Genomic DNA, 13,786 nt, shown 5'->3' with positions numbered 1-13,786 from the left:
GCCACCTCTAACTTTGCCTTGTGATATATTGATGAAGGCTCGTATGTATATATCCCTTGTTAGGACCATACGAGCCATCTATTATTTTGCTGTTTTCGTAAGCTTTTTTGCAATTTCACAAAGTGATGATTTCGAGAGATAGTGTACCTCGTGAGGTCAGAGGAGGGATTAGAAGCAATCAGCGATACTGATTGCCTTTATTTAAACGTCCCATTCTATCTCAGGGAAGCAACATCATTTAGAAAAGAGCCTATTGTTTACATTTCATTTTTCAGGTGGTTGCCTTTTAACTTTCAGCCCAACGATCGTACGCATCTTGATAGATTTGAACATATTGTTCAATATTCATATTTTCAATCGTTTTGACATATTTGTCCCAATTTGACAGCGGCTCAACTCCAGTGATGAATTTTGCCTCCATTTGCTCGACATACGATTGCAGGTCAACTTCAATCGTGTTAGCTTGTTGCTGTTCCTCTTGCGTTAAATAAACGAGTGGATAAGGAACTTTTGCAAATGGCTCAATTTTGTCATTTGTTTCTGATTCAATAAAATTATCAAAATCTGTTGGTTCATTTCCTTCAATTGGACCACTTAAAGAAGGTGGAGAAATCCCGTAATCTGGAGTTAATGTCCCACGATAATCTTCTGCTGATTTAAAACCTTCTGGTATATCCAGTTTTACTCTTTTTCCACCTTCTTTATCAGCCCATTCCCAAAGGTGTCCTTCTGGTCCCATATTTAGAAATTCATAACCTTCTTTTGAATAGAAGTAATCAACCCATCGGATAGATGCTTCCGGATTTGGATTATTACTCGTGATAGAAAAAGTACCCCTTTGAATTGCCGTGCTGCGTGGAATTACGGCTTCCTCTGAAATAGAGCTAGTCAAAGGATAAAACATTGGGTTATTCATTGCTTTTTCTTCTGTTTCTCCTGTTGTAAAAAATGAATAGTAGTCAGGGAATAACCCAACTCTGTTTTCCTGTCCTTTTGCTTTTTTCTGCTCATCTGATTGGGAGAAAGTCTCTGGATCTAACAATTTTTCCTCATAGAGTTTATTCATGTATGTTAAATATTCTTTATAGTTCTCTGTCATTGGTGCATACCTCACCTTACCGTTAACTTCTTCAATCCCCCATTCTTTTATGCCAAAAGCACCTAGCAACCATGGACGAGTGCTATCCATTTTAACGTCTATTAAAGGAATTTCATCAGCCTTTCCATTACCGTTAGGATCTTCTATCTTAAATCGTTTTAATAATTCAAAAAGTTCATCCGTAGTCTTAGGTAACTCTTTGATCCCTAATGCATCAAGCCATTGACCGTTATACCATAAAGGCCCTCTGTACCAGCTAGATGTTGGACCGATAGATACCCTTGGTAATGAGTAGATATGACCATCAACTGTAGTAATCGATTTTTTAACATCGGGGTTTTCTTCTAGCATTTTTTTAATATTTGGAGCATATTCTTCGATGAGCTCTTCTAAAGGTAATAATACCCCTTGCTTTCCATAGTCAACTTCCATAGCTGGTGTGAAATCACTTGTCCCTGCTCCATAAATAATATCTGCGACATCTCCACTAGCAAATGCTAAATTTAATTTCGTTTTAAAGTCACTCATTGGAGGTGTTTCATATTTAAAATTAATATTAGTCATCTTTGAATATTCTTGTAATGTCGACATGTCTTTCCATTCCGCTAAACCAGTACCTGGTGCCATTAAGGATAATTCTATTTCTTTGTCCACAATTGGAAACCCTTCTTTATTTACTTCAACATTTGAAGAAGGTTTTTCTTTACTGACATCTTTTGAACTGCATGCCGCAACTACTAAAACAGCTGTTAAAAGCAGAAAAATTAATTTTTTCATCCTTGAATCCCCTTTCATTTTTATTTGAAACTGCTTTCATGTTAGCGTTTTTTAGGAAATGTTATCAATATGTTATTTTCATTAAGCATTGTCAAGAGATAATAACAATTATCATTCCACTTACATTTCAAGGCTTTGCAACTCTAATAATATGTCAATCTTGTTTCAATATGTATGCCTTTACATTCTTTACTGAAATGCCTTTGCAGCTATTTAGAAAGGAAAACTAATTATTGTTTCTCATTTCAAATGTTGGCATTACAAACCTCTAAAAAAATCTTCTTGTGGAAATCAGCTCAATTCATTACTTTTTAGTTGTATTAAAACATGAAAATGACAAAATTAACGGTTCTCCAACTGTCTCTATTGCTCTAAATCTTAGATTTTTCGTCTTCTCAAGCGGAAAGCACTGAACCCGTTTATGACCAATAGCAGTACCTTCGGCTATAGTTGACCACTGGCCTTCTCGCAAGCTATCAATCTCGTATTTTCGTACGCGCTCTCCACCAGAAATATCCTCCTGCAACACAATGGTATTAACGAACGCCTCGAATGGCAATTCCAGTATGATTTCACTACCAGTTCCTTCTGTAACAGTGATTGGAATAGAAAATCGTCTCCGAATTTCATCTCCAAATTCGAGTACTCGCTTTTTTTCTTCTTCAGGTATCAGCCCTCTATTATCTGGTGCAACATTTAGTAATAAATTCGTTCCATGTCCTACAGAACAATAGTAAATCGATAGTAAATCGTCTAATGACCGTAAACTACTTTCATCATTCTCTTGCCAAAACCAATGATTTCCTCTTATTGAAACATCACATTCTGCTGGCAGCCAATTTGGTGTGCCTGGCAGCCACTTCACACTATCATCTGAAAACATACTTATTTTTGCGTTACTACGTGTGTTCCACCAAGGATAAGGTGCTACTCCGTCTTCATTTCCAACCCAGCGAATCGTTGGTTGCCCCATATTAAAAATCATTGCATCTGGCTGATACTTTTTCACTAAACCTATAATTCTTTTCCAATCATATTCTCGTCCTTCAGAGCCCGCTCCATCAAACCAAACTTCTACAAGTTGACAATATTGTGTTAATATTTCAGTTAGCTGCCTACAGTAAAAATCATCATATTTCTCCTTATCAGGGTGGCACTTTTCATGACGGTCCCATGGTGATATGTAGACACCAAAAGGCATATCTTCCTCTTGACATGCTTTAGCACATTCCAAAACAACATCACCTTCTCCATTTTTCCAAGGACTAGATTTAACTGAATAATCCGTTGTCTCAGTCGGCCATAAGCAAAAACCATCATGGTGCTTTGCAGTTAATACAAAGTACTTAAAACCAGCATTTTTTGCAATCTTTATCCATTGTTTAGCATCAAAGGAAGTAGGATTAAACTTCTCTGGGGAATCAGTACCATCCCCCATTCTTGGTCACAAAATGTATTGATCCCAAAGTGAACAAAAAAACCTAACTCTAGGTTTTGCCATGCTAATTGATTTTTGCTTGGAAGTGCAAGCTCCTCCATCTTCATTTCACTTTCTCCTTTCCATATCAATGGAAAATACTAATAATTAGCCCATAGTCCCGCTAACCACCATACCTTCAGTCAATTTTTTATGAACCAAAATATAAATGAGAACAATGGCAGGAATACAATAACTAGCCCAGCAAACAGGGCACGCCAATCTGTTGCATACCGATGAACCTCTATTAAGTTAGCAAGTCCAATCGGAATCGTTTTCTTCTCGTCACTTGTTACAAGGGCTAGAGCAAGCGCGTATTCATTCCAATAGTCAAAAAAATTAAAAATAGAAACTGTTGTAATTCCATTATTTTCTATATGTGAGGTAGTCTTAAAAATTTTGAAGTTTTTCCTTCATTTCAGGGTATGTAAATAATTCTAAAATAATTGTTTTTCTATCAAGGAGAAAGCTTTTATTATCAGGCTTATTTTCTAATGTTTCAACCAGCTTATCCATCAGCTTAGTTAAAGGACATGGCGTTTCTCATATAGCATGTACCATTCCCTTATCTCAATGGGTATGTGAAATAATGTGGATAACCTTTTTATCTTCTAATTTTAACCTCCAAAACTACTTTATTACGTGATATGTACTAATCTCATATGGATGAAATTTCCGACTGATTTGTCCGTCTTTCATTAACAATTTAGTAACTGGCTGCTCAAGTAAATTCGTTTCATTTATAGTAGTGATCATCTGTCTAAATTGCAATATAGCAGAAGTTTCACTTCCTTTAGATTCATACATTCTCAAAATAATCCCGTTTTTATTTTCAGCTTGTTTGATTGAATCAATGATTACACTCTCACTGTTTGTGTTTATAAATGCCATTGAATCTGGTAACTTACCCGAATGTGCAGATGTCATAACAACAGTTATTGGAGAATTTAACTCTTGGCCTTTTTTAACTGTATTTCCGTTTCTCCAGTCCCCTTCATGAGGGAATAAGGAATAAGTAAATTTATGCTTCATTATATCTGCTTGGGTATCTGGCCATTTTGGAGCACGTAAAAGTGATAGTCTTATTTTATTTCCTTTTATGTCATAACCATATTTACAATCATTTAATAAACTTACACCATAATTCCCCTCTGAAAGGTCAGCCCATCGTTGACCACATACTTCATACTGAGCTTGTTCCCAACTTGTATTATTATGAGTAGCACGTTCAATCGAACCAAACGGAATCTCATAAGTCGCTTTAGAGCTATAAATATTTACAGGGAATGCAACCTTTAAAAGTTTATGTTTTTCCAACCAATCTACTGTTGTTTTAAAATCTATTTTTTTACTATCATGGTAAAAGGTAATTTCTTGATTCACCAATGAATGATTCACTTTCCAAATGAATTCTAATTTATCGGAAACAGATCCTTTATAAATTACTTTAGAGTCAATTAAATGCGGATTTATTGTAAGCTGCTTTTCAAAGTTCGGATCTATGTCCCAAGCATCCCAATCAGTTGGTAAGTCATCGAATAATTGCAGCTCATTCGCATATTCTCCATCTTTAATAATCTCTTTATCTGCTTTCTTATCATATAATCGACTAATCCAACCATTATTAGTAAATTCTACTTTATAAACAGGTGTCTCCCAATGACCACTGAATTCTTTAGAAAGTGCTACTTCTTGTTGAGCAGTATCCTCTAACCACACTGTTTTATAACCTATTTCAGGAATACGATCGATGTAAACATTGAGTGTTACATTTTCATCATCACTTACGATATAATCTGTTTTATAGCTATTCCCTTGTTTATCAATCATTTTTTTAGTTAATAGCTCTTTTCCTCCAGTAATAGTTATCATTTCATCACGAGTCCAGCTAAGGCTGTTTAGTAGAATAATTGGTTGGCCAGTTCCTTCAGTGTTAATCGATTGAGTAATATACTTAATTGCTTCCTCTTTTAATCTTGTTCCTTTTTCAAATAACTCATTATATTGTTTTTCTGATAAATCATATACAGGAGAAATCGATGTACCTGGCACAATATCATGGAACTGATTAAGCAGAATTAGTTGCCAACCTTTGTTAATTTCCTCCATAGGATATGTTATACCTAAAGTGATGTGAGCTAAGCTATTCCAAATCTCTAGTTCTCTATAAAGAGACTCTGCTTCTCTATTATTCTTTTTTGTTTTTGCATGAGAAGTATAAGTACCGCGGTGGAGTTCTAAATATAAATCCCCATACCAGTTAGGTAATTGGGGCTTTTCAGAATCTATTCTGTCAAAAAAGTCATGGACCTTATCAAATTTTACATCTGGAAGGCCCGGAAGATTGCTAGACCGTTCTAAATACTCAATCATTTCCCTTGTAACACCACCGCCTCCATCACCATAACCATATACCAACATCCTCTCAGGGTATTCGTTCTTTTGGTTATAATCCTCCCATGTACTCTTAATATCTGCTGGTTCTGTTTGCTGGCCAAGAATATTATGTAAGTAAGATAGTATCTTAGTACCATCAATTCCTTCCCAATAAAATAGATCATACGGGAATCGATTGGTATCATTCCAATTTAGTTTTGTTGTCATAAAATAGTCTGTTCCAGCTTTTTTTAGTATTTGTGGTAAAGATGCACAATAGCCAAATGTGTCTGGTAACCACTCTACTCTGGGCTCTAAACCAAATTCATCTTTAAAAAATTTTTTACCATAAAGCAGTTGACGGACAAGGGATTCTCCCGAAGGAATATTCAAGTCAGGTTCTACCCACATACCACCAATAATTTCAAACCGACCTTCTGCAACTTTTTCCTTCACTCTTTTATAAACTTTTGGTTGATATTCTTTTAAGAAAGAAAATAGCTGAGGTTGACTTTGAGCAAATTCAAAATCATTATATTCTTCTAATAAAGTACAAATACTAGAAAATGTACGGGAGCCTTTTCTTATTGTTTCTTTCATTGGCCACAACCATGCTATATCAATATGTGATTGACCAATCGCTCGAATTGTCCCTTCTCTAAAACCTGATAAATCATTAACGGTTTGTTTTAATCCTGCCTCCAACTTTCTAAGTAAATTCTGGTCAAGGAGTGTTTTTTTACTTGGCATACCAAGCTGATCAACTACCAGTTCCATAGCTTTGTGAAGTAAATGGTAGCGAGTATCACTTTTATCTAATGATGTAGCGGTCTTATAACAAACTTCCAATGTGTATAAAAGACTTTGAACTTCTTTATTTATCAGAACCAAACTACTCTGTTCTAAATATCCTGGTGGTGGATCTGTTTCTGGACTTGCAACTAGGTTAAATCCGCGCAGATGATCCTTAGGAATCCCAACTGGGTTGAATACTTCAATTTGAATATGCAACACTTTGTTTCCTAGTTTATCAGGAGGAATTATGAGTAGATTACGATTTCGATCAAGACCTTGTGTTGGTATTCCTTGTATTGAGATAAGGCTTTCACAATAAGATTGCTTTCCATTACCATTTACTTTAAATAAAATCCCTACGGTATTATTTTGCCAACTTTTGGGAATCTCTACCTCTTTTTCAAGAAAAACTGTAGTACCAGAATCCGCAACCAAATCGCCTATATTTATTATTAAACCTTCTATATTTTCGTTATAGTAGGAATACTCTCCAGGGTTTACATATTGGGCTTTTTTTGATTTCCAACCTTGGATTTCAAGTAAATCCTTATATTGATTTGCATGTAATATCCGTATTAAACGTTGAATACGGTGCATTTTATTTTCCCTCCTAATCCTGCTTTTTTCATTTCATTCTAATGATGTAAACGATCTTTTATGATTAAGTCTTTTTCGATCACGGTATTAGAAGACCCTCCTACCATCAGCTTTACTAATCCAGGTTCAACTTCAAAATTCATCTTAATATCCCATATAGCTAGCTCCTCAAAACCAAGAGTAAAAGTGACAGTCTTAGTTTCATTTGCATTTAGCCATACTTTTTGAAATCCTTTCAGTTCTTTATTCCTTTGTGTCACTGTAGCTTCCACATCTTTTATATAAAGTTGGACTACTTCATAACCATCTTTATCGCCAATATTTGCGACTTCTACTGATATCTTAACTTGCTTGGAATTCTGCAGTTCCTTAAAGGTGATCGTTTCATTTTCTTCAGAAAGAAAACGATATGTAAAAGATGTATAACTTAAACCATGACCAAAAGGGTATAATGCCTTTCCACTCATATCAAAGTAATCTTCTTTAGCACCACTATCCTTGTAGTTATAATAAACCGGTAATTGCATTGACGAACGAGGAACAGAAACAGGAAGCTTGCCATTCGGATTAACATCACCAAATAGAACTTCAGCTATAGCTCTCCCACCCTGTTGACCTGGATACCATCCAATTAAAATAGCATCACAATATTGGGTAATCATTGGAATTGAATAAGGACGTCCTTGAATAAGAACAGAAATGATCGGCGTACCAGTTGAACTAATTTCTTTCATTAACTCCTGTTGAACTCCACCAAGTTCTAAATTAGCTACATCAACATTTTCTCCACAATCCATTTCTGTTTCATTAAAATCCTTAACAGCACCATTATTTTCAAATTCCATTCCAAACTCTCTAGCACTCGATCCACCTAAAGCCAATACTACAATATCAGCTTCCTTAGCGATCTTCTTTGCAGCGGCAAACTCGGATTTATCATTACCCCTAATTCCACATCCTTTTGCATACAATACATCTGTATTCTTGCCAACGATCGATTTTATACCATCAAGGATGGTTACAACATTTTCTCTGCGCTGTGGTGGTGTATAATCTCCGAGTAAATTGTATATATTGTCAGCATTAGGGCCAATAACAGCTATTTTCTTTATCTCATTACGAATTGGTAATAGTTTATTCTTGTTTTCAACTAATACAATAGACTGTCGGGCCATCTCTAAATTCGTTTCGATAGCGTTATTATTTCTTATAACAGTTAAAGCCTTTTCTTCATTTTTAGTTGGTATGTCATCAAAAAGTCTTAACTTAAATTTTAAATACAATACTCTTGAAACTGCTTGATCAACAAGTTGTTCTTCGATTTTCCCACTTTCCACACCAGCTTCGATCCCCAAATAAACATCATCCCATAGACTTAAATCAACTCCCGCTTTTAAGCCATATGCAGCTGCTAATTCCTTATCTCCAGTTAGCGATAGCAACCTATCAAGTGCAGTACCATCTGCCATTACAATTCCTTTATAATTCCACTCTTGACGGAGAATCTTAGATAATAGATGATGGTTTGCGTGACAAGGAACGCCATCAATCTCATTATAAGCAGCCATACAAGCTAGAACTCCAGACTGTACCCCCGCTTTCATTGGTGGTAAAAAAATCTCACGTAATTCTCTTTTACCAATTAATGCTGGTCCTGAATTGTGCCCCCCAACTCCTGCCCCTTGAGCAGCAAAGTGTTTTAATACTGCGAGAACTTTTGGGGTATCTTCTTTCTCTCCTTGCATTCCACGAACTACAGCCTCCGTCATTTTCGAAGATAAATAGGGATCTTCACTAAAACATTCTTCAGTTCTTCCCCACCTAGGATCACGAACAATGTCTAGTGTGGAGACTAAACCTAAGTGCCCACCCCTAGCTTGTAACTCATCCGCCACTTGTTGTGAAACCTTTTGCTGTAGCTCTGGATTCCAAGAGGCTCCAGATCCAATATGTGTCGGAAATATAGTGCTATCCAATGCTTGATGCCCATGTGGACATTCTTCAGAAAATAGCACAGGTATACCTAATCTTGTATTTTCTTTCAAATACGTTTGGATCATATTAGTCACAATTGCACTATCTTCTACATTTATACCATTTGAAAAATTAACATTTGACCAAGGATCTGCTCGAAACAAACCATATAAAGCACCCATACTATCAAAATTGGCCACTTGTTCTTTGAAAGCTCTTGTTAATTCATAGCCGTATTCTGTTTTTCTATAGGCATCCCATCCATACATTTTTTGATTTAATTGACCTACTTTTTCTTTCAAAGTCATTTGGTTTATTAAACTTTTAATTCTTTCGTGTATAGGATAATTATGATCTTTGTGTATTTCCATATATATTCCCCCAAAATAATAGATTCCAGATAAAACATCCGAGTAATACCTTTCACAGTACATTAACTCTTTTCAAATACACTATATAACAATGAATCGTATACCTATCTTATTTAGGTATACGATTCATATTTTATTATCATATGAACTTATTCAGTCTATCTGGAAGTTGAGAATATTCTATTTACTAATTAACTGTCTTTCCAACGATCATATGCATCTTGATAAACTTGAACATATTGTTCAATATTCATATCTTCAATCGTTTTTACGTATTTATCCCAGTTAGATAACGGTTCAACTCCAGTGATGAATTTTGCTTCCATTTGTTCTACATAGGATTTTAGATCCACTTCAATGGTATTTACTGTAGCTTGTTCTTCACTTGTTAAATACAAAAGTGGAATTGGAACTTCTGCATAAGGATCAATTTTTGCTTTCGTTTCAGCCTCAATAAATTTATCAAATTCTGTTAGTTCCACACCTTCAATTCGATCCGTTACAGTTGGTGCAGCAATTGCATATGCTGGTGTTAATGTTCCTCGATAATCTTCTCTATTATCAAAACCTTCAGGTACTTCGAGATATTTCCTTTTTCCTTTCTCACCTTCCTCCCAAAGATATCCTTCAGGACCATCATTTAAGTATTCACGACCTTCTTTAGAATAGAAATAATCAACCCATCGAATCGAAGCTTCTGGATTTTTATTGTTACTTGTGATAGAGAAAGTACCCCTTTGAATTCCTGGGCTTCGTGGTATTACGGTTTTATCAGAAACAGAGCTAGTCAAAGGATAATACATTGGGTTATTCATTGCCTCTTCTTCAGTTCCTCCTGTTGTAAAATATGAGAAGTAACTTTGGAATAAACCAAGTCTGTTTGCCTGTCCCTTTGCTGCTACCTGCTCACCCGACTGAGAAAAACTCTCCGGATCCAGCAGCTCTTCCTCATAAAGTTTATTCATAAACGTAAGATATTCCTTATAATTATCCGTTATTGGTGTATATCTTACTTTTCCATCAACTTCATCAATACCCCATTCTTTCAAACCAAAGGCACCCAACATCCACGGACGGATATATGATTCTTTGACATCAACTAGAGGAATTTCATCTGCTTTGCCATTCCCGTTAGGATCTTCTGTTTTAAACCGTACTAATAAATCATATAGTTCATCCGTAGTCTTAGGTAGTTCCTCCACACCTAAAGCATCTAGCCATTTACCGTTGTACCACATTGGTCCTAAATACCAACCAGATGTTGGATGTATATTTATTGCAGGTAATGAATAGATGTGTCCATCAACTGTTGTAATGGATTTTTTAATTTCAGGGTTTTCATCCAATATTTTTTGAATATTTGGGGCATATTCTGCTATTAGATCTTCTAAAGGCACCAATTCTCCCTGTTTTCCATAATCTACTTCCATACCAGCAGTCAAATTACTTGTCCCAGCTGCATAAATAATATCTGGAATATCACCACTGGCAAACGCTAAATTTAATTTCGTCTGGAAATCACTCATTGGTGGAGTAATATATTTAAAATTTATATTTGTCTTCTCTGCATAATCTTGCAAAGTAGGCATGTCTTTCCATTCTGCCATGCCAGCACCAGGTGCCATTAAGGTTAATTTTATTTCTTCGTCCACAATTGGAAATCCTTCTTTATTTACTTCAACATCTGCAGTAGGTTTTTCTTCACTTACATCTTTAGAGCTGCAAGCCGCAAGTACTAAAACAGCTGTGAAAAGTAGAAAAAGTAATTTTTTCATCCATGCATCCCCTTTCATCTTTTCAAATGATACCCCTTGTTTCTTTTTAAGTGTTGCATTTTTGAATACACGATCACCCCCTTGAAAACTCAGAATATTAACCTTTTAGTGAGCCAATCAAAACCCCCTTAACAAAATATCGTTGTAAAAATGGATAGACAACAATAATTGGTAGTGTTGAGACAATCATCACACCATACTTAACAATCGCGGCAAGTTGTTGCTTACTGTGCAGCGCCTCAGCCATACTTCCTGATAGATTTGTGTTTTGTGATGACATTTCCTGTAATACAAGTATTTCTCTTAATACTAATTGAAGTGGAAACATTTCTTTGTCTGATAAGTAGATTAATGCATTAAAATACCCGTTCCAGTGACCAACACCATAGAATAACGCCATAACAGCGATAATTGGTGCTGATAGTGGCAAAATGATTTTGGTAAACATTTTAAAATTCGACGCGCCATCAATGATTGCGGCTTCTTCCAATCCTTTTGGGATGGACGTTTGGAAAAACACACGTGCAATAACGATATTCCAAACTGCTGCTGCGTTTGGTAAAACCATTGCCCAAATGGTGTCAATAAGCCCCAAGCTTTTCACGACTAAGTAAGTTGGAATTAATCCGCCACTAAAGAACATTGTTAGGACAAACATACCCATTAGGAGATTTCTTCCAAAAAAATCTTTGCGTGATAGCGCATAAGCTGCCGGGATCGTAACTGCTAAGTTTATAAAAGTGCCCAGTGCAGTATACAAAATCGTATTGAGATACCCCCTCCAAATATCGCCATTTTCAAAGATTAGCTTATAGCCTTCGAATGTAATATCTTTCGGAAGAAGCCACATTTCGCCTGAGTTAACAGCTGCTGGATTACTTATGGAAGCACTTATAATATAAATCAATGGATATAGTACGATCATTAATGCAGCGGTAAGAAAAATAAAAACAATCGCCTTAAATGTTTTGTCAGTTTTCGTTTCATGTATTGCTGTACCCATGTTCTAAATACCTCCTCTTACCATAGGCTTGTCTCACTAGTTTTCTTTGCGATCATGTTTACAGTTATTAGTAAAATAGCATTAATAAAGGCGTTGAACAGCCCAACTGCCGCTGCAAAACTATACTGGGCGTCTAATAAACCAGCTTGGTAAACAAATGTCGCAATAACATTCGAAGTCTCAAGGTTTAGCGGATTTTGTAATAGTAATATTTTTTCAAATCCCATCGCCATGATGTTACCAACGTTCATAATTAGTAAAATAATCATTGTTGGAACAATTGCCGGAATGTTTATATGCCAGATACGCTGAAAACGCGTGGCACCATCGACAATTGCAGCTTCATGATGCTGTGGGTCTACCCCAGAAAGTGCGGCAAGGTATATAATTGTTCCCCACCCTGTACTTTGCCATACACCTGAGAATACATAGACTGTTTTAAACCAACCAGGCTCACTCAAAAAAGCGATTGGTTCAAATCCTAGTAATTGAATTCCATGGTTTATGATACCTGTTGCCGGAGATAGGAAAGCTATGATCATCCCTGCCATAACAACAACTGAAATAAAGTGAGGTGCATAGGTTACCGTCTGTACAGTTCGTTTATATAAACCATCTTTTGCCTCATTTAATGCTAACGCTAAAATAATCGGTAATGGAAAACCAATAATTAATTCGTAAACACTTATGCCTAACGTATTTTTGATTAAATCCCAAAAATAATACGATTCAAAGAATCTAATAAAATGATCAAATCCAACCCATTCACTTCCCCATATTCCTAGACTTGGAACGAAATTTTTAAATGCAATTTGCACCCCATACATAGGAATATAATGAAAGATAAGAAAGTATAAAAATGCTGGCAATACGAATATGTAAAGCTGCCAGTTTTGCAGGATTTTTCTGTTCTTTTTTACTTTTTTAGGTTTATTTCGTTTTAATTTATGTGGTTTCGCAGAACTATTATTAATTTTTTCTTCCTGTAATGGGGAAGTTGCCGCACTTGAACTCATTCAATAACCCCTCCTTCTGTTTTGATATGAAACTGCTTTCATAGTATATTTTTCAGAAAATTTGAACAATATGTTATTTTATTTAGCATTGTCAGAACGTCAATTCCGTCTATGATTCCGCTTACATAATAAGGCTTTGCAAATCTAGTAATATGTCAATTTTGTTTTAATATGTATGACTTTACATAGTTACAATAATGCCTTTACAACAGCATTTTGGGTGAAAAAACCACTTATTTTCAAGAACGAAAAGCTCTGGGGCGCTAGTCCTTCGGCAACAAGCATTCGGGCGTATTGGCCCTGAGACCTAAGGGCCGATGGCGCCTGGCCGGCAAGGACGTCACGGCCTTATGCCTGCCGGCACTAGGACGTCCTGGCCGTGTGCGGTGGACATCGATAGCTAACTTTAATACATTAACATTTTAAACATCTTAAACTCCCTCATTAAAGTAAGGTTTCTCTTTTGTTTTCTCGGTTTTTCTCAGTATTTCAATTTTTATAAGATGAGCATATTGTGGATCGACAG

The 13,786-nt window shown here is 35.9% G+C and carries 7 protein-coding genes; all 7 read right to left on the bottom strand.

The window, feature by feature from the left end; genetic code table 11:
• Window positions 1-286: 286 nt before the first annotated feature.
• Window positions 287-1,876 (bottom strand): extracellular solute-binding protein, encoded by a 1,590-nt coding sequence (locus IC621_RS16740; RefSeq protein ID WP_191159520.1) that lies wholly within the window; start codon window positions 1,874-1,876, stop codon window positions 287-289.
• Window positions 1,877-2,180: 304 nt separating this feature from the next.
• Window positions 2,181-3,314 (bottom strand): alpha-L-fucosidase, encoded by a 1,134-nt coding sequence (locus IC621_RS16735; protein WP_318153069.1) that lies wholly within the window; start codon window positions 3,312-3,314, stop codon window positions 2,181-2,183.
• Window positions 3,315-3,983: 669 nt separating this feature from the next.
• Window positions 3,984-7,121, bottom strand: coding sequence for an alpha-mannosidase (locus IC621_RS16730; protein ID WP_191159518.1), 3,138 nt, complete (start codon window positions 7,119-7,121; stop codon window positions 3,984-3,986).
• A gap of 38 nt (window positions 7,122-7,159) precedes the next feature.
• Window positions 7,160-9,466, bottom strand: a complete 2,307-nt coding sequence (locus IC621_RS16725; RefSeq protein ID WP_191159516.1) for a glycoside hydrolase family 3 N-terminal domain-containing protein — start codon at window positions 9,464-9,466, stop codon at window positions 7,160-7,162.
• 191 nt (window positions 9,467-9,657) lie between these two features.
• Window positions 9,658-11,241, bottom strand: a complete 1,584-nt coding sequence (locus IC621_RS16720) for an extracellular solute-binding protein (RefSeq protein ID WP_224752603.1) — start codon at window positions 11,239-11,241, stop codon at window positions 9,658-9,660.
• A 97-nt stretch (window positions 11,242-11,338) separates the two neighbouring features.
• On the bottom strand, window positions 11,339-12,244 hold the full coding sequence (locus tag IC621_RS16715) for a carbohydrate ABC transporter permease (RefSeq protein WP_191159512.1): 906 nt from the start codon (window positions 12,242-12,244) through the stop codon (window positions 11,339-11,341).
• A 17-nt stretch (window positions 12,245-12,261) separates the two neighbouring features.
• Window positions 12,262-13,260, bottom strand: a complete 999-nt coding sequence (locus IC621_RS16710) for an ABC transporter permease (protein WP_191159510.1) — start codon at window positions 13,258-13,260, stop codon at window positions 12,262-12,264.
• Between the last annotated feature and the right edge of the window lie 526 nt (window positions 13,261-13,786).

Source organism: Metabacillus arenae (assembly GCF_014773385.1).
GTDB lineage: Bacteria > Bacillota > Bacilli > Bacillales > Bacillaceae > Metabacillus_D > Metabacillus_D arenae.
The sequence above is the reverse complement of the archived record's forward strand: the minus strand, read 5'-3'. Positions and strand labels throughout refer to the sequence as shown.